This window comes from Chroogloeocystis siderophila 5.2 s.c.1, assembly GCF_001904655.1.
GTDB classification, from domain to species: Bacteria; Cyanobacteriota; Cyanobacteriia; order Cyanobacteriales; family Chroococcidiopsidaceae; genus Chroogloeocystis; species Chroogloeocystis siderophila.
In genome coordinates, this window is record NZ_MRCC01000002.1 from 1 (window position 1) to 21,466 (window position 21,466).

At 45.4% G+C, this 21,466-nt stretch carries 17 protein-coding genes and 3 pseudogenes; 4 read left to right on the forward strand and 16 right to left on the reverse strand.

Annotated elements, in window-relative coordinates:
• Positions 1 to 494: 494 nt before the first annotated feature.
• From NIES1031_RS01815 to NIES1031_RS25905, 11 genes are all read right to left on the reverse strand, one after another.
• Positions 495 to 1,055, reverse strand: coding sequence for a Crp/Fnr family transcriptional regulator (locus tag NIES1031_RS01815; protein WP_073547836.1), 561 nt, complete (start codon positions 1,053 to 1,055; stop codon positions 495 to 497).
• Positions 1,042 to 1,446, reverse strand: coding sequence for a hypothetical protein (locus NIES1031_RS01820; RefSeq protein ID WP_073547837.1), 405 nt, complete (start codon positions 1,444 to 1,446; stop codon positions 1,042 to 1,044). The genes NIES1031_RS01815 and NIES1031_RS01820 overlap by 14 nt, the downstream gene beginning before the upstream one ends.
• 51 nt (positions 1,447 to 1,497) lie before the next feature.
• A complete protein-coding gene (locus NIES1031_RS01825) occupies positions 1,498 to 1,896 on the reverse strand; it encodes a magnesium transporter MgtE N-terminal domain-containing protein (RefSeq protein ID WP_084544227.1) in 399 nt (132 codons plus the stop codon).
• Positions 1,897 to 1,968: 72 nt separating this feature from the next.
• Positions 1,969 to 2,496 carry a hypothetical protein gene (locus tag NIES1031_RS01830; protein WP_143167686.1) on the reverse strand — a complete coding sequence of 176 codons (528 nt, stop codon included), beginning with the start codon at positions 2,494 to 2,496 and terminating at the stop codon, positions 1,969 to 1,971.
• A 28-nt stretch (positions 2,497 to 2,524) separates the two neighbouring features.
• Complete coding sequence (locus tag NIES1031_RS01835) at positions 2,525 to 2,839, reverse strand: magnesium transporter MgtE N-terminal domain-containing protein (protein WP_073547840.1); 315 nt, start codon at positions 2,837 to 2,839, stop codon at positions 2,525 to 2,527.
• Between the two features lie 115 nt (positions 2,840 to 2,954).
• The gene (mgtE, locus tag NIES1031_RS01840) at positions 2,955 to 4,328 is read right to left on the reverse strand and encodes a magnesium transporter (protein WP_073547841.1); all 1,374 of its coding nucleotides are present in this window, start codon (positions 4,326 to 4,328) and stop codon (positions 2,955 to 2,957) included.
• Between the two features lie 268 nt (positions 4,329 to 4,596).
• Positions 4,597 to 4,719, reverse strand: a complete 123-nt coding sequence (locus NIES1031_RS25900; RefSeq protein WP_269085986.1) for a hypothetical protein — start codon at positions 4,717 to 4,719, stop codon at positions 4,597 to 4,599.
• Positions 4,720 to 4,810: 91 nt separating this feature from the next.
• Positions 4,811 to 5,149 carry a magnesium transporter MgtE N-terminal domain-containing protein gene (locus tag NIES1031_RS01845; protein WP_073547842.1) on the reverse strand — a complete coding sequence of 113 codons (339 nt, stop codon included), beginning with the start codon at positions 5,147 to 5,149 and terminating at the stop codon, positions 4,811 to 4,813.
• A 28-nt stretch (positions 5,150 to 5,177) separates the two neighbouring features.
• Positions 5,178 to 5,447 (reverse strand): DUF7219 family protein, encoded by a 270-nt coding sequence (locus tag NIES1031_RS01850; RefSeq protein WP_073547843.1) that lies wholly within the window; start codon positions 5,445 to 5,447, stop codon positions 5,178 to 5,180.
• A 178-nt stretch (positions 5,448 to 5,625) separates the two neighbouring features.
• Positions 5,626 to 8,373 carry a magnesium-translocating P-type ATPase gene (mgtA, locus tag NIES1031_RS01855; protein WP_218596636.1) on the reverse strand — a complete coding sequence of 916 codons (2,748 nt, stop codon included), beginning with the start codon at positions 8,371 to 8,373 and terminating at the stop codon, positions 5,626 to 5,628.
• A gap of 648 nt (positions 8,374 to 9,021) precedes the next feature.
• Entirely contained in the window at positions 9,022 to 9,156 is a 135-nt protein-coding gene (locus tag NIES1031_RS25905; RefSeq protein WP_269085987.1) for a hypothetical protein, read from the reverse strand.
• 363 nt (positions 9,157 to 9,519) lie between these two features.
• Here NIES1031_RS25905 and NIES1031_RS23140 point away from each other — a divergent pair.
• Positions 9,520 to 10,247, forward strand: a pseudogene (locus NIES1031_RS23140) (IS1 family transposase).
• Positions 10,248 to 10,256: 9 nt separating this feature from the next.
• On the opposite strand, the pseudogene NIES1031_RS25380 reads toward NIES1031_RS23140, so the two are convergent.
• A pseudogene (locus NIES1031_RS25380) lies at positions 10,257 to 10,865 on the reverse strand (transposase); the annotation flags it as partial.
• Positions 10,866 to 10,952: 87 nt separating this feature from the next.
• Positions 10,953 to 11,716: pseudogene (locus NIES1031_RS23150) on the reverse strand (IS5 family transposase).
• Between the two features lie 367 nt (positions 11,717 to 12,083).
• On the opposite strand from NIES1031_RS23150, the gene sat reads away from it, so the two are divergent.
• The 3 genes from sat to NIES1031_RS01905 all read left to right on the forward strand — a co-directional run bounded on the left by sat (position 12,084) and on the right by NIES1031_RS01905 (position 16,604).
• Positions 12,084 to 13,262 (forward strand): sulfate adenylyltransferase, encoded by a 1,179-nt coding sequence (gene sat, locus NIES1031_RS01895; RefSeq protein WP_073547847.1) that lies wholly within the window; start codon positions 12,084 to 12,086, stop codon positions 13,260 to 13,262.
• A gap of 128 nt (positions 13,263 to 13,390) precedes the next feature.
• Complete coding sequence (locus tag NIES1031_RS01900) at positions 13,391 to 15,664, forward strand: caspase family protein (RefSeq protein WP_073547848.1); 2,274 nt, start codon at positions 13,391 to 13,393, stop codon at positions 15,662 to 15,664.
• A gap of 157 nt (positions 15,665 to 15,821) precedes the next feature.
• Complete coding sequence (locus tag NIES1031_RS01905; protein ID WP_073547849.1) at positions 15,822 to 16,604, forward strand: ABC transporter ATP-binding protein; 783 nt, start codon at positions 15,822 to 15,824, stop codon at positions 16,602 to 16,604.
• Positions 16,605 to 17,524: 920 nt separating this feature from the next.
• Here the strand turns inward: NIES1031_RS01905 and NIES1031_RS01910 are convergent.
• The 3 genes from NIES1031_RS01910 to NIES1031_RS01920 form a co-directional block, all read right to left on the reverse strand.
• Positions 17,525 to 18,196 carry a hypothetical protein gene (locus NIES1031_RS01910; RefSeq protein WP_073547850.1) on the reverse strand — a complete coding sequence of 224 codons (672 nt, stop codon included), beginning with the start codon at positions 18,194 to 18,196 and terminating at the stop codon, positions 17,525 to 17,527.
• A gap of 452 nt (positions 18,197 to 18,648) precedes the next feature.
• Positions 18,649 to 19,734 (reverse strand): ABC transporter ATP-binding protein, encoded by a 1,086-nt coding sequence (locus NIES1031_RS01915; RefSeq protein WP_073547851.1) that lies wholly within the window; start codon positions 19,732 to 19,734, stop codon positions 18,649 to 18,651.
• A gap of 20 nt (positions 19,735 to 19,754) precedes the next feature.
• Positions 19,755 to 21,350: an ABC transporter permease gene (locus tag NIES1031_RS01920; RefSeq protein ID WP_073547852.1), complete on the reverse strand. Its 1,596-nt coding sequence runs from the start codon at positions 21,348 to 21,350 to the stop codon at positions 19,755 to 19,757.
• Positions 21,351 to 21,466 lie beyond the last annotated feature (116 nt).

A 21,466-nucleotide genomic window follows, 5' to 3' on the forward strand; every position in this document is an offset into this window, starting at 1 on the left:
ACATGATTGAAGTAGAGTGAGCCATCTCTACTATCCTTACTTATTCAGGACTACCCCCAAATTTATTTCGTCAATTATTTCCTTTCATTTTTAGTCTTCTCGATGATGCCTTAATTGTGGGTCTTTCTCGACTGGGTTGTAACCTTCCCTGGCTGGAATGGCTCTCTTCCGCTGTAATGACTTGTACCGCACTGTACATAGCTGTGCAATTCTGGCATTATGGCATACCAAAGCTAGTCCAGGTATGGCGCAAATTTAAGCAAAAACCAGACATCGTGAAAATCCCAGCCAGTTGGACACCCCAATGTTTTAGCAGAACGACGGTTACAATGGGTCATCTGGTTGAATATATTGGTGATGTAGAAGATCGCTCCCGTGTTGGCTGTTGGTGAATATTGACAGAATTGGCAAAAACGTTAAGAAAAGGTACTAACTGCCCCAGTTCCCCAGAGGTCTTAGTTCCAGGACAGCTAGCACCTGATGAGAGGAACTCTTTAGCAATGCCACAAGAAACCGCGTTTACCTAATCGGCTAATTGCACCTTCTTGCTCAAATTGCTGTAGCAAGCGTGTTACTGTTACTCTTGTGGTGCCAATTACATCTGCCATATCTTGGTGCGTCAGACGGATCTCAACCAGAACTCCCTGCTTCGTTTCGCTGCCAAACTTATGAGCTAGCCATTTCAACAATTGCCATAGACGTTGTGGAACTTGTCCACTGCGCATCTGAAGCAGATCTTGCATTTGATAAATGTGAGACAGCATCACCTGATTGAGACTTTCAAACTGTCCAAAATTCAGAGTATGCGCCTTTACATCAACTAAACACTCAATTTGGCAAGGATAAATACGAACAAGGGGCTGACCGACAATATCTCCTGTACCCCATAAACCAAGCGGGATCGCTAATCCATTTTCAGTAAAAGTCAATGTGCGAACGGCTCCGGTTTCGATTTGCCAGAGTGTAGTTGTGCTAAGTGGCAAAAACTCTCGCCGTTTAAATGTTTGGATCGCTGAATGGTTGAATTGAGACAGCATGAGGCTAGTATTCATCATGAGTTTTTTGCTGTGAGCGATCTGTAGATCTTGAGAGAGTGCGCCATTTTAACACCAGAAAGGTGTGTAAATCTTTGATATTGCGTTTCTCTAGCCATCCTAGCCAAGCAAGTGCCCAGCGCAAAGGGCAGTGTGACAATATCCAACACCAGAGGCGATCTCCAAGCGAATATTGATTTGATGGCAGACTTCCTCTTAAACGAGATAGCCGAATTGCATAACGAACTGCCGAGCGTTCAGCTTTCAGCGCTAACTGCTGGAAAATTTCCCGATGCAGTTCGCGGGATTCGCGTTTAGCTAATGTCCAGTAAATTCGGGATGACATCCAACTGCGGCGATAAGAACGCTGAAATACTGCAATCAAGCGCGATTTTAGAGTTCGTTTGCTCAAGCTTCACCTCCCGCAGGCAGAGCCGTACAAAAACGAGGCAAGTCTACCTGTCTAATCGCCACAGTCATTCTTATCAACTGTTGCAGCAGGTTGAGTCATCAAATTACCAAACAGCCAGTGGAGAGCTATCTGAAATTCTGCCCTCAGATTTGCGATCAATTGTTCTGTCACCTCAGTAGGTAAGGTGGCAAACAGATGATATCGCCTTTCGGTTTCCATTGCTTTTAGCACCCCAATTAACTCTGATACTTCCATCGCTTGGAGTAACTCTGCCTGTTCCGTTGGTGGTAAATCATTGAGAACAATTGCTGCCAAGCCTTCTCCTAAAATCTGGAGCGCTAATATGCGCTGTTCTAGATCTTCAGTCAATGGTCGTGCTGTTGCAGACATACTGAGGTAACTAGCAAGCTGTTGTGTAAAATCTTGAAAAGGCATTGATAGTTGAGACATGAGTTCACCTCCTTTGTTGCTGAATAAGGCTGCTCAATCGTGTTAAAGCCATTGACGATTATTGTTTGCCCATCAAACTGAGCGATCCAGTGCGCGGATAAAAGCATCGTGAGGTGGAATGCCTTGCTTGAGCAGCTTGACATACTGCAACTCTGCCTGTCGAGCACATAATTCAGCCCATTGCGTATCCAAAATTGCCAAATCGATGCAGGCTTGCGGTGGAACTCTAGTATCAGCAAACAGCGAGTTCTGATGGTGGGATGATGTCGGCTGGATATCTCTAACTCGATACCCTGCAAAGCTTTGATACGTTATATAGCCTTGCCAACTCATGTAGCTCATTTCTAACTCTGAGTGATGGATTCTCCATTCATCCATCCCACATCCCTCAGTTGGCGTGACGTACCTGGCAACTAGAATAGCCTTGCAGGCAAGGCAAGAAAGAATGCAGCAGCTATTGACAATCAGCCAGTCGTACCATTCTGCTTTGTTTTGCGCAATTTTGGAGGTTGAGATGATGACAGCAGCGATCGCGCTACCAATTCCAATGGCAGTGCCCAATTTCCAAAGATATCTCTGATTGTGAGGTTTAAACACCATTGTTAATATCTCCTGTCTTTTCTCTTTACTACCCATCAGGAGCATTCAGGAGAGAGTAGACAATCTCTTCAGAAGACTCCCGCTGCAAAGACTGAGAAACGGGTAAAACTTCAGGATCGGCTATGCCCTGAAGCAGGCTTGCCTGCTGGTCATAGGTTAGGGCTTCAAAAACATTGATCGCCTTGTCCTTCTCCAACAGCCGAAATGCTAGACCGCGTTTGTGAGGTTCAATTTCAAGAAGCGATCGCACCAACACGGCTAAAGGCAGTTGATTGGCTGTTTGCTTTGTAGCTGCTAGAGATTTGGGTTGATGTAGTAAGTCATTGAAAACATTTCGTTGCATGGGCTGCTTTCTGAATGAGTGGGTCAATCTGACTCACTATTTAAAGCGCTCTTTTATTGACAGAAGCAAACTCTACCTCTACAGAAGGCACTGGATAAGGTGAAATAAAAATACATCAGGTTTGAATGTCAAGCAGCAAGGATACTAGATAGAAGTAGAGCAACAGCCCAGTGAAGTCTTTAATAGTTGTAATAAAGGGGTCGGCGGCTGGTCCATGATCAAACCCCACCTTTAACAAAAGCCAGGGTAGCAGCGCGCCTAAGACCGCCGCCAGGGTGACAACCGCAAACAGGGAAATCCCGACAGCCAAGCCGAGTTGGGGTACTCCGTTAGGTGCTCCCTGCCATATATAGGCGATCGCACCACCTGCAACGCCCAAGATCGCACCCATGATCGCGCCAATGTAGAATTCTCGGAATAAGTAACTGCCATAATGCCGGATGTCGATATGCTGCCATGCCAGTCCACGGGCAAAGATAGTTGTCGATTGAGTGCCCACGTTCCCACCCATATCCATTACTACCGGAATAAAAACGGCAACGACGACGACCGTTTCCAAAACTTCCTCAAAGTTTTGAATCACTCCTCCCACGACCATGCCGCCAATCAGGGTAATAATCAAACAGGCGATCCGCAGCTGAACAGCATAGCGAATGGAACCCCGAACCAGTTTTTCACTCCAAGCTTGATCGCGACCTAGTAAATTACCGACTCCAGCTTGAGCAAGGGCAGCAGCGGAGGCTTCTTCTTCAATGAGGTCAATGACGTCATTAAAGGTAATATCCCCTACTAGCCGTCCTTCGCTATCAAGTACGGGGATGGCAGGCAAGTTATAATCTTTGAGCAAACGAGCCGCTTGCATTTCAGAAGCCGTAGCACCAATGGCAATGTCTTTCCCGTCGATTAACCGCTCAATCGGCATTTCAGGATTGGCTTTAATCAGGCGCACTGTGCGAATAAAGCCGCGATAGAATCCCTGTTTGTCAATTACAAAGACCATATCCAGTTCATCATCCCGCAGGTTTGTTTCCCGCACTGAGGCGTGTACTTCCTCGGCTGTGGTTGTTTCTCGCACTGCCAGATAGCGCAGGCTCATCCGCCGCCCCACACTGCCTTCGGGATACCCTAGCAGCAAGTCAACAGCTGCACGCGATTCAGGACTAAGTTGGCTTAACAGTCGTTTGGTGACTTTGGCAGGCAGTTCTTCAAATAGCCGCACCCGCTGCTCTGGATCGAGAGCTTCCAAGATCGGAACAATTTCGGGATCCTCCATTGCCTGAATCAAGTTTGCCTGTTCGTCAGGATGGAGAAATTCAAAGACAGCGATCGCCTTATCTTTCTCTAATAACCGAAACGCCAGCACCCGCTTTTTCGGTTCAATTTCAAGAAGCGATCGCACCAACTCAGTCACGCTCAGCTGATTTGCGGTTCGTTTTGCGGCTCCCAGTGCCTTGGGTCGCAGTAAGTCATTCAGTGTGTTTCGTTGCATAATATATTTCCTATGATTGAATGTCCAATTGTGTTGGAGAACGAGATAAGTAGATGGGCATAACTACGGGTAATGGGTAATTGGACAATAGACGTTTTTTCCGCGACCAATTACTAATTACCAACCTTTAAATGAAGTTGATTTCACCCATTTACTTAGCTGTTCCCATTGTTAAATCTGCGCGCAAGCGTCTTAGGGTGATTTGTCACCCGTTTCCAGCCCAGTCATCAAGTTCACTTGTTAAAGCAAGGATTCAGGGTAAGAGAAATTACAGATCGCTGAAATCTCTCTCTTTAGACTTAACCCCACTGCTCGGAAGAAGCATTATGCCCAGAACAATAGCCAAAGTCAGGCAAGCTGCAATCACTAAAAAAATGATGTCAGTTTTCATAGGTGTTAAACCTCTTGGTGTAGAATTGTTTTGCGCGTTAGCGCATGATTGAATCATGCGTGGATTCACTCAGCTTGCCAGTGCCATCACCTCAGATGTCAGCGGTTGCATAGCTGAGGCGGAATTGTCCTCGGCGTAAAATGGCGAGCAATACTGCCTGCTCATCTGGCTCTAACAGATTTAAAAGCCAACTCTGCTCTGAACTTTCCATGGCATACAGCAAAATAAGCTGCTCCTCGAAGCGAAGACCTCTAAAGACATGCAGTGCAGTTGGTTCCTCCAGCAGCAAAAAAAGCAAGACTCGTTTGTTAAGTGCGATCGTGGGAAGCAGACTGACTAACTCACCCACGTTTAGTTGATTGACTGCTTGCTTCATTGCTTCTAGCGTCGGCTGCTGCAAAATATCTCGCAGTGCATTTTGTCGGGTCATAGTTATATCTCCTTGGTGTAAGGTGCATCTAAACTTCTTCAATTTCAATTTGATCGAGCGTTGATTGATGGCTATTCAAATCGCCAAGATTTAGTGCGGTATATTCCTCAAACTGTTGCCAGAGTTCTACTAATCTGTGATACGCATCACTCGGTGCAACCTTACCATTCGTCTGTAGACCGCACAGTAGCGACACCTGGTGGGCGAAGTACTGCAAGTGAAGATTAAATGCGATATGTTCTGGAATGAATTCTCCCCGATAACGAGAGCGGGGATAGAAGAAATCAAACTTATTCATGGCTACCTCCTGGTTTGCTGCAAAGAGTAAGCATGGAACTTGGAGCGTGGATCTGTTGTCAGAATGAGCGAGAAATGATATCAGTTGATACCGTCGTGACTAATGAACGGCGGGATACAATTTGCGATCAGTGAGCAATTGATGAGTTGGAGCGAACAAAGCTTCACGTTTGCCTGTCTTACAGCCACGATCTAAATCGGTGGATGTATAAGCCCTTGATGAATTGTGTCAGTAGACAGTAGCCCAACAAGGTCATAAACAGCCAGGGGAAGTAACTGCTGGGCAATGGGATCAATCCGATCGCTGCGCCATAGGGGGAAAAAGGAATGTAAATGCCAATAGCCATAATTGCCCCCGTCGTCAGCAATACAGGTAGCGATGCGATGCTTTGAACGAAGGGCACCCGCGCTGTGCGGATCATGTGAACGATCAGCGTCTGCGACAGCAATCCTTCAATAAACCAGCCCGATTGGAACAATGGTGCGTTTGCCTCAGTATTTGCCCCAAATACACCCCACATCAATGCATACGTGGTGTAGTCGAAAATTGAGCTAATAGGACCAACGAAGATCATAAAAGTTGCGATGCTCCTAGGGTCCCACTTGCGCGGTTTCCGCAAGAAATCGCGGTCTACTGAGTCCCAAGGTATGGAGATCTGTGAGATGTCATACAACAAATTTTGCGTCAGTAGATGAATTGGCAGCATTGGCAAGAAGGGCATCAAGGCACTACCACCCAACACGCTGAACATATTGCCAAAGTTAGAACTTGCTGTCATTTTGATGTACTTGATGATGTTGCCGAAGGTACGGCGTCCTTGAATGACACCTTCTTCGAGCACCACCAAGCTTTTTTCTAACAGAATGATATCTGCTGACTCTTTAGCAATGTCTACTGCTGTATCTACAGAGATGCCCACATCAGCATCACGCAGGGCGGCTGCATCATTAATACCGTCGCCCAGATAACCGACAGTATGTCCTCGGTTTTGCAGTGCTCGAATCACCCGCGCTTTCTGAAGTGGGGTCATTTTGGCAAACACCGTGGTCTGTTCAACTACCTCTGCCAATTCTTCGTCAGACATCTTTTCTACATCAGCACCGAGCAAAACTCTTTGCACGTCTAACTCAACTTCACGACAGACTTTGCGGGTGACAATGTCGTTGTCACCAGTGATTACCTTCACTTCTATGCCATTTTGGTTGAGCGCGGCGATCGCTTTTGCAGCTGAGTCCTTGGGCGGATCGAGAAAGCCGATATATCCCACCAAAACCAGGTCAGCTTCATCTTTTGTACCGTAGGGTTCTAAGCGCGGTGGGGTTTGCTTATAAGCTACAGCCAGCACCCTCAATCCGTCTGCGTTGAGGTGGTTCGTGAGTTGTTTGGCTTCGCGCTTGACTTGATCGGTAATCGGACAAGTGCGACCATTCTCTATGATGCGAGTACAGATACTCAGTACCTCTTCCACCGCACCTTTGCAAATCAGCACATGCTGGCGATCGCGTTCTAGCACGACCGACATCCGCCGCCGCACAAAGTCAAAGGGAATTTCATCTACCTTGCGGTAAGCACTCTCAGTTGCTTGCAATCCCCTTGCCTGCCCATACTCCAGCACTGCCACATCCAGTAGATTTTTCAATCCGGTTTGGTTAAAGCTGTTCTGGTAGGCATATTCCAACACCCGATCGTCTTGCTGTCCGTGGATATCCAAATGCACTTCTAAGATGATCTTGTCCTGAGTCAACGTGCCGGTTTTGTCAGTGCAGAGGATATTCATCGCCCCAAAGTTTTGGATCGCGTTGAGTCGCTTGATCACTACCTTTCGGTTCGCCATTGACACAGCTCCCTTTGCCAGGTTTGCCGTCACGATCATCGGCAACATTTCGGGGGTGAGTCCCACCGCCACCGACACGCCAAATAAGAAGGCTTGCCACCAGTCACCTTTGGTTAGCCCGTTGACCAAAAAAACGATCGGCACCATCACCAGCATGAACCGAATTAGCAGCCAGGTGACACTGTTGATGCCCTTGTCAAAGCTCGTTTGAGCGCGCTTACCTACCAGGGTTTTTGCCATCGAGCCAAAGTAAGTATTATCTCCCGTTGCGACGACGACGGCGGTAGCACTCCCACTCACAACGTTAGTTCCCATAAAGCAGATATTATCTAGCTCTAGAGGATTCTGGAACTCATTAGTGTAAACATCCGTTCGCTTTTCAACAACGCCCCCCAGCGTGTCATATTTCTCTACGGGCAGCGACTCTCCCGTGAGCACAGATTGGCTAACATACAGATCTTTAGAGCCAATCAGCCGCATATCTGCAGGCATCATGTCGCCAGCTGCCAGTTGAATAATGTCACCTGGCACGATCTCACTCATGGGGACGTCCTGCGGTTTCCGTCCCTGCCGCAATACAGTAGTCGTAGTTCGTACTAATGCCTTGAGTTTCTCTGCCGCTTGGGTAGAGCGGTATTCTTGCCAGAAGCGAAGTAGAGCACTGACGGCGATCATAATTGAGAGGATAATCACCGTTTCATAGCTGCGATCCTCTGGTTCTGCCATGATGATGTCAGTGACGACAGAGATCGCTGCCAGAAACGCAAGAATGCTAATGAAAGGATTGAGAAACGCTTGAAAAAGCTGCGCATACCAGGTGGGTGGCTTCTCGTGTGTGACTTCGTTTAAGCCATACTGGCTGCGGCGACGGGTTACTTCTTCCAGGCTCAGTCCGGCTGTACTTGTTCCGAGGTATCCCAGTGCTTCCTCTGGCTTCAAACGGGCGGTGGCAATCAGTTGCTCTGAAATACGTAAAAGCGCTTTTCTAGTAGCTGCTTCAATCCCTTTCAGTTGCTTGCGCTGCTTGCCAGCAGCGGCGTTTCTTGTTGTTTTCATCAGACGTTTTCCTTCATTGCAGTAGGTTTGTTGCAACGCTGCAAGCAGAGAGGGGGAATTGGCTTGTTCATCAAGAGCCTCATTGAACGGATGTGCAAATTGGCAGCTTTGGGAGGCTGCATGGAACCAAGCACTTCAGAACAAATTACTCAAAATAAAGGGTGCCAAATTTCTAAATTCAAAACATAGGAAATTAACCCATTGATGAACTGCTAAAAAGCAAAATTTAATGGGAACTAAACCTGTGTAAATAATGCTAAATTTCTAAATTGAAGCCATAGAAGGATAGCCTATTTATGAACCACTCAAGATTCAAATTCAATAGGAATTGTTGCTGTTTGCTGGTGCAATTTAAACCAATTTCATCAGAGTTTTGACTGTTGGTTATCGGCATATCGCAACGCAATATTACCCGCGCCAGCTAGTAGCTTAGATTGCAATTTCCACCAAAACTCCAAGAGAACTAAGGGATGCAATTATTCCCAATCAATCTCCATACAAAACAAGGCTACAATTGGCAAGCACTTCAGCATTCAACACAAATATTCAATTTTTTGGCTTTTGGTCAGTCCACCAGAAACCAAGCAGTACAAATAATCATAGCTACGTAAATCCTCGCATGATTCATCTCCTTATCTTTACAGTCGCTGTGCCAGCCAACGACCAGAGATGAACCTAGTGGCTCTACGCTAGAACCAACACTGGCAAATTCATCAAGGCGATCGTCAGCTGACCCCAACTTAAATGTGGTTCAGGGTCTTCGTCTAACACGATAGTTTCTTCAGTGGCAGTTAAATAGCTACTACCAGAAGCCTCCATTTGGTTTCCCCTTATAAAAAAGTGAAAAAATAATGAGCTAACAGTTAGAAATTCAATTCTAACTGCCATTCGTTACTATAATCCTGACAAAGGTTCTTTGTCAATCTATTTGGGGTTAAAAATTAGGTTTGAAAATATAGTTATTGAGTAAGAGTATACAATGTCTAGAAGCTGAGTGAATCAACTCAAGAAATTACAACTACGTGTTAAATGTTGGCTCATCTGTGAAATATGTGCAAAAGAAGAATATCTGGCTTGCTATGGAATTTCTTCTAAGAGCTGATTTTTCAACACAATCTTAAGCTGTCATTCGTCTAACCATAAGACGAATCAAATAGAAGAGAGGTCTTTTTACTCTCAACTATGTCAGCACCCGCTTTAAATTGTCCACGATGTCAGTCAACTTCTTGCGTGAAAAATGGCAGAATCCATAACGGTGGGCAGAACTTTAAGTGCAAAGCCTGTGGCAGACAATTTGTTTTGAATCCAACCAAAAAAGTGATTGGGCAGGATACTACGGAGTGGATTGATAAGTTGCTGTTAGAGAAAATACCGTTGGCGGGGATTGCCAGAGTGACTGGAGTATCCGAAGGTTGGCTACAAACTTATGTAAATACAAAATACGATGCTACTCCCAGGCAAGTAGATGTTTGGCCAAAAAAAGGGGCGCTTGACTATGAGCGAGCGTGTGATCAGATGTGGTCATTTGTCAGCAACAAAGGTAACAAACAATCGATTTGGTTAGCCTTAGAGATGAAAACAGGAGAAATTGTTGGGGTCTTTGTCGGCGATCGCTCACGTTTAGGTTCTAGAAGGATTATGGCAGTCACTGCCCGGAGTATATCGGCAATGCGCGGTTTGCTATACAGACTTTTGGGATGCGTATAAGCAAATAATTCCCCAGTCTAGACATCGAACCGTTAGTAAGAACAGTGGTAAAACAAATTTGACCCTTGCGGTTTAACTGCACGCTTCGACAACGTATTTCTCGTTTAGTCCGTAAAACCTTATCCTTCTCTAAAAAACTGGATAACCACATGGGAGCTATCTGGTATTTTGTACATCATTACAACTTATCCTTACTTTTGTAGGACTACCATCTCAAACCAATCTCGGTTACAGGAGCCAGCAAATGTCAGAGGTGCAAACAGCTTGCCTTGTTTGAGTGCAGCAATCCAACTAATACGAGAAGTTCGCTTGCCAACTTGTGAGCGTAGCAGCGTTGCCCAATCGGACAGTAGCCATACGGATAGTCGTCGCCATGTGATCAATGCCTGCTTCATCAACATAGACAATCGCACCCGCCGCCTTGGTTTTCAATTGTTCTCGGAAGGCTTCACGCTTGAGTGCATCGCGTTCTTGATAGCCGTAGGTCTTTTTTTTCGACTGATACCCAACTTTTGCCTTGCTGCACGGATGTTTTGCTGTGTCACACCTTCGCCCCATAACGCCGCGAGTTGTACTTGTGTCTTGCCACCAGGCTGCGCTAATGAATGTCCCAAACCGCTCCAATCCGTAATCTTGTGACGGCACCCTTGCTGATAGTTTGTCATGGCTCGGCAGTTTCCAGTTTGGGCTTCGCGCTTGAGCGATTAGTCAAATGTATTGCGACTGATGCCAAACATCTTACTAACATCGGTTTTCCGTTCACGCTGTTTCACCGCAGCCATTGCTTTGGAGCGCATCTCCGCGCTGTAGGGGGCAGACATCGGCGTTCCTCACTGTCAAGACAGCCCATTCTATTTTATGTCCTAACACAGCTTAGTACAGCTATAAAAGTCGAGTCCAGTAAAAAATTATGCTAGTCGTCTGACCATAATACGAATCATCGCCATATAGATAAAAGTCTCTGAGGTTTCGGGTAGTCTTTCATAATCTTTACTCAAGCGCCGACACCAATTAAGCCATCCAAAAGTTCTTTCTACTACCCACCGTTTTGGTAAGACGAGGAAACCCTTTTTCTCTAAAGGTCTGAGGACAATTTCCACAATCCACTTAAACATATCCATTACCCAATGCATAAAGTTTTCTCCTCGATAGCCGTCATCCATCCAAATGGTGCGTCACTGCTTCACTTTGTCTCCCATGCGATGAACTCGTTTAAGTACTTTTTTCGCCTCTTACGTTCGGGAACACTCGCAGGAGTGACTAAGACCCGTAAAACTAGTCCCAACAAATCCACGCTCAGATGCCGCTTGCGTCCATGGATTTGTTTACTGGCGTCATAACCCACTGCGGTAGAAATCATTGTTGCTGTTTCTGACGGACTCGGTTCCCGCCCTGCTGACACTCTCACCCACTAATAAAGCTTGTCATGTACTTTCAACAAAGTGCCATCCTTATGCCATGCTGGGAAGTAGCCATAGACTGTTGACCAAGCTGGAAAATCTCCAGGCACTGCACGCCACGTACATCCCTGGCACAGTATATACACAATGGCATTCATGACAGTATACAGTGCTGTGGCACGAGGACGACCACCGGATTTCGCTTCTGGAAATAAATCGGCAATTAATTCCCACTGTAACCACGTTAAATCATTAGGATATGCTTTAGTCATTCGCTCATAAGGTGCTGATGTCTACAAATTTCAGCTTAAGCCTTGTGAGCTTTTTTACAATAGCCCCCACTTTTAAAACATCCTCTCAGCAATTCAGCCAGGATAAAACGATGTGATGGTCTGAGCCGTCCGTCCATCGCTTGGAGCAGTGGTTCTTCGCTGTTGTGATGTCACCGAAACCCGCATTGAGCGTCCCAAACGTTGGCAACGCGCGTTCTATTCTGGTAATAAGTCATTCAAAGCCTCTGGCATTCACTTCAGTCTAATAAAGATAATCATCAGTTTGTTGCTACAACTGCTTCTCTATTGGGCAACATCTTGCTACTATATGCTTGCAGCGCAAATCTAAACAAAATCTAAAAAAAAGATGAGTTATCGAGACGGCATTGCTCCCCACGGAATGCAATTGATCAATCGTGTCGCCACACCTGAACAAAAGCAAGAATTTTTGGACAAAGCTGATTCTTTACCGCGAGTTCAACTTGACGAGCGAGCCGTTTCTGACTTAGAAATGATCGCAATTGGTGGCTTCAGTCCGCTTTCTGGGTTTATGGAACACGAAGACTACGAGCGCGTAGTCGTTGAAATGCGGTTAGCGAATGGTTTACCGTGGTCAATTCCAATTACACTTTCAGTGGATGAAGCGATCGCCGAACCGCTCAAAGAAGGTAGCTTAATCCGCTTGGACAATACCAGTGGTCGATTTATTGGTGTCTTACAACTCACACAAAAATACCACTACGACAAAGCGAAAGAAGCCGTTAACGTTTATCGTACGGATGACATCAAGCACCCTGGTGTCAAAGTTGTCTACGACCAAGGAACAGTAAATCTCGCAGGTCCGGTTTGGTTACTCGAACGTCATCCTCATTCTTTGTTTCCCAACTATCAAATCGATCCAGCCGCATCGCGACAAATGTTTAAAGAAAAAGGCTGGAAAACCGTTGTTGGGTTTCAAACACGTAACCCCATCCACCGCGCACATGAATACATTCAAAAATGCGCACTAGAAACCGTCGATGGATTATTTTTGCATCCTTTAGTTGGCGCCACCAAAGAAGATGATATTCCAGCCGATGTAAGGATGCGCTGCTACGAAATTTTACTCGAACATTACTACCCACAAGACCGCGTTATTTTAGCAATTAACCCTGCCGCAATGCGTTATGCGGGGCCGCGTGAAGCGATCTTCCATGCTCTAGTTCGTAAAAACTACGGTTGTACTCATTTTATTGTTGGTCGCGATCACGCAGGTGTAGGCGACTACTACGGTACATACGACGCGCAGTACATCTTTGACGAGTTTGAGCCTGCGGAATTAGGTATTACACCTATGATGTTTGAACACGCTTTCTACTGCAAGCGTACATTGCAAATGGCAACAACAAAAACGAGTCCGAGTAAACCCGAAGAGCGCGTTCACCTTTCGGGAACTAAAGTTAGAGAAATGCTTCGTCGTGGAGAATTACCACCTCCAGAGTTCTCGCGTCCTGAAGTAGCCGCAGAATTGGCAAAAGCAATGCGTATACCTGTAGAAGCAAAGTAGGGGTACAGGGGAAGCAGAGGAAGCAGAGGAGAAATACATATGATGTTCTCTCACCCCTCATCCCCTCATCCCTCATCTCTCACTCCTAGTCTCTGTTAGGCTAAAAGCTGATGGCTAATAGCTAAAATATGAAGCGGCGGGATTTTTTAAAAGTAGTTGGCGGGATAGTTACCACGCTAGGGATCAGCGAGTTTGATTTGTTCAGGTTGAGCGATCGCTACGGCTCGGCTTTGGCACAATCTACCTCGCGAAAATTGGCGTTGTTGATTGGTATTAATGAATACTCGGTTACGCCGCTTAACGGTTGTACGACTGATGTTGAACTTCAAAGAGAACTCCTCATTCATCGTTTCGGCTTTCAACCAGCAGATATTGTTGTATTGCATAATCAACAAGCAACTCGGCAGCAAATTGAAGCCGCATTTATGCAGCATTTAGTTGAACAAGCACAACCAGGCGATATTGTTGTGTTTCACTACAGCGGTTATGGACGTCGCATTCAACTTGAGGAGGAACACGTAGAAGATCAGAATCTACAAGAGAATAGCGAACTCAGCCAACTGCTAGCATCTAAAACTTTATACTCCACCATCAGTAGCTTAGTACCGGTGGATAGTCCTATCACTTCGTCAGCCGAGCCAATCGTTAATGATGTTTTAGAAGAAACGCTGTGGTTGATGTTGCGATCGCTTCAGACAGAGAATGTAACAACAATTCTCGATACGAGCTTTTATACACCTCCTACAGCACCCTTCGGGAACTTGCGAATTCGTTCATCACCACAAATCGCGCCCGCGCAAATTCATCCCCTCGAACTAGAACTTCAGCAACAACTTATCGATAAAATCGCACCATATCGGTTACTCGTTCCGCCTCATGCTGCACTCGATTTACCAGGATTATTTATCACTGCATCGCAAACAGATCAACCTGCTGCTGAGGCGCAATGGAGTGGCTTTAGCGCAGGGTTATTTACCTATGCCTTAACTCAATCACTGTGGGAAGCAACCCCAGCAACAACGATTCACGTGAGCTTAAGTAAAGCAAGTAGTGTTGTCGAGCAAGTTGTCGGAAAACAGCAACCACAACTGTGCGGGCAAAAAAGTCAAGAACAAGCTGATATCGCACTTCACTTTACGCCTAATACTGATGTCAGCGCTGATGGTGTCGTGATCGCTGTAGGAGATAACGGTAAAGCAGCACAATTATGGTTGGCAGGATTACAGCCAACGCTTTTGCAGTACTACGGCGTCAACTCGCGGTTTAAAGTTGTGACACCTTCTAGCAGTGAAACAGGTGTAGATCAAGCGCAGCTACAAATGCGATCGCGCGCAGGGTTAACCGCAAAAGCTTTGCTGGTTGCAGACAATGAAAATACCAACACGCTACAACCAGGTCAATTAGTTCAAGAGGCGATTCGCATCGTTCCACGCAATATTAATCTTAACGTTGCCTTAGACCCTGGACTCGAACGCATCGAGCGCGTCGATGCGACCAGCGCGTTTGCTACCGCTTCTTTTGTAACGTTAGTAACTTCAGGAGAACAACTCGCAGATTGTCTGTTTGGTCGAATTCAAGACGATACTCAATCAACTACCGCTAGCCGTTACGGGTTATTTACGCTATCCCACGAATTAATTCCTAATACTGCGGGTGAAGCTGGAGAAGCCGTTAAAGTAGCCGTACAGCGCTTAATTCCGAAATTGCAAACACTTTTAGCAGCAAAGTGGTGGCGGCTAACGAGTAATGAAACTTCTGACTTAGATATTAAGGCAACACTCGAAGTTGTCAGCGCACCAAAACAGCCAATTATCGAGCGCGAAACACAGCGATTGCAAGCGAAAAACCGAGTCGAAAGTACGACACCAAGCATTGTTTCGACGACTTCAGGTATTCCATCGTTATCGATCGGCAGCCGGATTAAATATAAAATAACTAATCATGGTGATCGCCCTGTCTACTTATTACTGCTAGGCTTAGATAGCAGCAAAAATGCGATCGTCCTTTATCCAGGAAAAGCCCTTGCTGCTTCTGGTTCTACCGATACCGCATCGACACAAGAGTTGGCGATCGCGCCAGAGACAACTATAAGCGTACCTCGAACCGAGATTGATTTTGAGTGGATACTGCACGGACCACCTGCGGTTTGCGAAACTCAGCTGATTCTCAGTAGAAGTCCTTTTACTCAAACGCTTACTGCTTTGGATGCTGCACGCGAAGATCTGCGCGGTGAAGAATACGTTAGTATCTTGTCAAACCCTCTAGAAGTTACCCAAGCCCTACTACGCGACTTACAAACAGCAAGCGCGATCGCTCCCGACACAATTGGAGCCGCCCCTGATACCTACGCTTTAGACGTCAACGCGTGGGCAAGCTTCAACTTCATTTATCAGGTAACTTAGAGGAGTGAGGAGTGAGTGGCTAGTTCTGGAAAGTGCAAACGTTGGGAGGCATTATTATTAGTTTTAGATATGTGAGTTTTGAACTGAAAGAAAGTTTTACAACCCTCAGTCTCCCATGCTTCCCTGACCTCTGACCCCGACCCCCAACCTCTTAAGAATGGCTGAGCCGATCATTGAACTTAAAGGCGTGAGTAAAGCATTCGGTAACAATGTCGTTTTAGATGAAGCCGATTTAACGCTTTATCAAGGAGAAGCCTTAGCGATTATTGGTCCCTCGGGTACAGGTAAATCTACAATATTACGCATTATTGCTGGATTGCTAGCACCAGATGCAGGAGAAGTTTATATCCAAGGACAGCAGCGCAAAGGACTCATTGAAGATGCTGCCGATCCTATTAGTATTGGGATGGTATTTCAGCAGGCAGCTTTGTTTGATTCATTAACCGTCGAAGAAAACGTTGGTTTTTTGCTTTATCAACATTCACAACTATCGCGATCGCAAATTCGCGAGTTAGTTAATCAAAAATTAGAAATGGTCGGCTTAACCGGAGTTGGCGATCGCTATCCAAGTGAACTTTCCGGCGGAATGCGTAAGCGTGTCAGTTTTGCTCGTGCAATTATGTCTAATCCCGATAATGTCAAGGACTCTCCAGCGGTTTTACTTTACGATGAACCTACCGCCGGTCTTGATCCAATTGCATCTACAGTTATTGAAAATTTGATTCGACAGCTACAATGCACAACTGGGGTATGTAGTACTTATGCGATCGTCACCCATCAAGATAGTACGATCCGCCGTACCGCAGACCGTATTGTCTTTCTCTACCAAGGAAAAGTTCAGTGGGAAGGCTCTGTAAAAGATATTGATACTTCTGACAATCCTCTCATTCAACAATTTTTTAGTGGCAATGTTGAAGGGCCAATTCAGGTTATTGGCTAAGCACTAGATAGACAACTTAAAAACTTAGTGCTTAGTTGCTAGTCACCCTTCACCTACACTCACTATTTTAATCATCACTCATCAGTAAACCTTCTGCGTGAATGCCATCTCGTATAAATTCGCTAGCTAAATAAACCCTGGACTACGAGTAAGGCATGCCTTACCCTCTCAAACATCTTGTTTTAGTGTACGAAGGTACACTTTGCTTGGATAGCCCTGAAGAAAGTCGGAGGGCGTCTGTGATTCATGCAGAAGGTCTAGTAATAGAATTGATCTTTTTCCATGTTCTAAATACCTCTTCAATTGCTATTTACATAAAGTTAACCCGCCAAGCTACCAGAATGAATTAGCAACTTACAGCGGGTTAAAGAAGTTTTATTGTCTTTAGAGTTGGCGACTTTAGAAATAAAATCAACTAATGTTCTTTACTACTGTGGACGTTATCTGCAATTCACTTATCAAGCTTTGTACATCCAGAACTATCCAAATAGTCGTTTCGGCTGTATGTTCAAACACCTCCATAATTAACAATAAATAATGAATACAAGGGTGAAACTAAAACAATTGGATGTCAAGAAACTTGACGGTATTGCAGTGTGATTAGTACAGGAGGCACAGGTACTAATTAATTTTTTTATTAATCAACTGTTTAGTGCCTTGATTTATAAATTAGCATCCCTTTTTTAAGAATAAGCTTCCGATTTAGTAAAGTTTATTGACATTCATTTTTTGTAATATTTTTGTAAACTAGTTTACAAAATCAGCGGCAGTGGCTTCTCGCAAGATCTTTTTCTAGTTTGCTACCGAGTACGCGCGAATCCACATCGGGGTTGAAGTTACTTAGAAACCCTCGTCTGCTCTCAATTGCCCCTAATTCTGGGAAGAAGATACAGTGGGGGTTAAAGACTCGTACAAGCGGTTTACTGAGCACTTGTATTGCTAGTTTCTCCAGAACTACTCTCTGTTGTACTCGTTGCTGGTGTACTTTCAGGCGAAGCAACGGTATCGCTGCTGCTTTGTACAGCTTGTGCAGGAACATTACTACTTTCTTGTGTCTGTGGTTGTGTAGGTTCTGGCTGTGTTGTTGGTGCGGGTGGAGCCGGACTAGGAACAGTAATATTGATGTCTGGCGCTTGAGGGGCTGGGGCTTGTTGCTGAGGAACAGGAACCGGAACGGGAACTTCGGTTGTGCGTTCGATAATCGTCGTTTGGTTTTCGGGAGCAGGACTTGCTGCGGGTGATGGTTCCTGACGCGGTGCTGGAACGACGATATTTGTGTTGGTAGGTACAGGTTCTTCGCGTTGATTGAGTAACCAAATTCCGCCTGCGGTTAAAGCTGCGAGTGAAGCAAGGAGAATACCAAGAAGTAACCCCCGCGAGGCGTTTTCATTGTCTCTTGCTGCTAAAACTTCTTCTTGATAGAGGTTTTCGGATACTTGACCTTGAACATACCCTTCGCGGTAAGCTTCTGCGTTATTACCACCGCTTACAGTTTCGTTTGTACATGTAGTGTGAGTATTGCCATTTGCATCAGTGCGTGTCTCTTGGCGTTCGCGGTTATAACTTTTGTAATCGTTAGGGTTAGTAGACATAGCTTTAAAAGTACTCTCCTCACAGAGATGAACGAGATAAAAACGGTAGATGTTGTTGCGGTTATTACGTAGCTTTAAAGTAGCTTTAATTACCCAACACCCGAATCGTCTTTAGAATAACTTCTGCGATCGCGTCCTCGGCTCTGTCTAGAGTAATGCTTTTTTCTTCTATCTAAAGATATATTTCGTTAAGTAATCTCATCTTTTTTCTAATGTTCCTAGTAATTACGCTTGACACTCACAAATACTAAAGGCTAAGTGGGTAAAAACAAACGTAACGATAAGGTTGATGTTTGGTAACTGGTCATTGGTCATTGAATAGTGATTAGCTATTGGCTATTAGCTTTTATTTGACTGCTAAATGCTAACAGAAGAAACGCTAAGTGCTGTGCCATTAACCATTACCCGACCTGCACCTAGTCAACGACACGATGTAAGTATGCTCCGCTAAATCAATGCGAACCAACTGAATTCATCACCAAATTCTCTGATACCGCATTGGTTGGAAAAAACCTAATTGCTTGTTCAGCAACGGCTAACTCGACTCGCGTTCCTACTGGTAAGACGACTTCGGCTGATGTGCGCGCGTGTAATCTTTTACCCGATGCAGTGTGCAAACAGTAGCGGTATTCGCGTCCTAAAAACCTACGAGTGTGAATAATAACAGGCGCACTATCCGCAGGTTGTAAGATTAAATCTTCTTCGCGAATCATTAAGTCGCCTGTTTCTCCTTGTTCTGTCTCTTTGCGCGCGGTAAAACAGCCAATTTCGGTTTCCCACAGGTGTCCTCGGCGCTTGGCTGGTAGAAAGTTGGCGCGAGTGACAAACTCTGCAACAAAGCGTGTTTGTGGATGCGTATAAATTTCTTCGGGTGTACCTAGTTGTTCAATTTTACCTTGACGCATCACTGCGACTTGATCGGCGATCGCTAAGGCTTCTTCTTGATCGTGCGTGACAAAAACCCCCGAAATTCCGGTTACTTTGAGAATTTCGCGTAATTCCTCGCGCAAGCGCAAGCGGACTTGCACATCCAGATTACTCAACGGTTCATCGAGTAAAATCAGGGCGGGTTCTGGTGCTAAGGCGCGTGCTAAAGCGACTCGTTGCTGTTGTCCGCCGGATAATTCATGCGGATAGCGTTTTTCTAATCCTGCTAATCCGACAAGTTCTATAAGTTGATCGACACGATCGCTGCGCTTTTTATGCGACGATCGCAAACCAAACGCAACATTATCACCTACGGTTAAGTGCGGAAATAGTGCATAATCCTGAAACACCATGCCTACCGAACGCTGTTCTGGAGGTATCCAATGCGCACCAGCGACAGTTTTTCCCGCAATTTCGACTCTTCCTGATTGCGGACGCTCAAACCCAGCAATTAACCGTAACAACGTTGTTTTACCGCAACCTGATGGACCTAGTAAACCAAGTAAATCTCCTTGAATAAGATTAAGGCTGACATTCGCAACCGCTGGTGGTGGTTGATCAAACTGTTTCGTAACATCATCGACGCGAAGAATAACTTGCTCGTGTCCCATAAAATGCAATTAACCTCCTACTATTGCTCTTGAGAAAGCATAAATAAAGTAGATCCGCAGGAAACTAACAACATCGTCAACGCTGCCGCTGCGGCATCGCTAAACGCAACGTTTTCTGTTGCTGTCCAAATCTTGGTTGCGAGTGTTGAAAAACCAATCGGCGCGAGTAACAATGTTGCAGGTAGCTCTTTAATTGCGGTCAAAAATACCAATATTGCTCCACTTAATATTCCTGGGCGGACGAGTGGTAAGGTAATTTCCCGCAAAGTTTGCCACGGAGTTCTTCCTAAGACTTGGGCAGATTCTTCGAGTTGGGGATTGACTTGCAACAGCGAACTACGGACTGTGCCGACTGATTGTGGTAAAAATAAGACTAAATAGGCAAAAACCAGGATTGGTAAAGTTTGATAAATCCAAGGAAGATAGTTAGCGCCTAAAAACACGAGCGATAATGCAACAACAATTCCTGGTAAGCCAAAGCCGACGTAGCTACAGCGCTCGATTATAGCAGTTATCCGGCTGGGAAAACGCACTGCCAAAATAGCCACGGGTAATGCACAAATTGTTGCCGCGATCGCCGCGAGTGCCGCTGCCCCAATTGAGTTAAGCGCAGGTTGGATCATGTCTTGAGCCAAATTAACTGCATCTCCACCGCCCACCGTTAAGCCGCGAATCAACCAAAACAAAGTCACGCCAACGGGTAACACTAAACTAATCAGCGTAATTCCTGCACAAAACAAAAGCGCTGGTAGTTTCCAATATCCGAGTTTGATTTGTAAAGCACGGCGAGAAGCACCGCGACTATAGTACCTTGCCCGCGATCGCGCCTTATTTTCTAGCCACAAAATTCCTAACACTAATACGACCAAAATTAAAGCGAGGGCAGCGGCTAAATTGCGGTTAAAACTCGACCTGTATTGCAGAAAGATGACGCGTGTAAAAGCATCAAACCGCATCAGCGAGGGCGTACCAAAATCGCGTAACGCATACAATGCAACTAAAAGCGATCCGGCAACTATCGAAGGACGCAACTGCGGCAAGATGACGCGAAAAAATGTGTCTCGTCTACTATATCCCAAACTCCGCGCAGCTTCTTCGATGGCGGGATCAATTCCGTGTAATCCTGCACGGACACTCAACAAAATATATGGGTAAGTAAATAAAGTGATGGCTAAAATTGTGCCAAACCAGCCATAAATGCTAGGTAGCTGTTGCACTCCTAATGGTTCTAGCAATAGTTGCAATAAGCTGCCTCTTGGTCCAAATGCTGCTATTAAAGCAAAGCTACCTACATAACTCGGAACAGCTAAAGGGAGAGTCGTCACAATTAACCAAAATCGCCGCCAAGGTAAATCTGTCCTGATGGTTAAAAACGCTAGTGGTATTGCAATCAATGCAGAAAATATCGTAACGGCTGCTGCCATTCCAGCGCTGTTGAGTAACACCGTCACAGTTCGCGGACGTAAGAGCAAATCAGATAATTCTTCTCTACCGACACCCGCCGTGCGAATGACTAAATACGTTAACGGAATCGCAATAGCAACCGCAGTAATTGCACCTGCAACAAGTAGAAATAACGGTGGTCGATGTGCTGAAATGCCCCTAGAGATTTGCATAAATCATTAACTGAAACTGATGTATCAAACTGTCAAATGTGGTCTAAAGTTGTTGTGCTATCAAGTTCGCACTGTAAGTTGAAGTTGTCGCACTGTGTTAGAGTTAATTTTGAGAA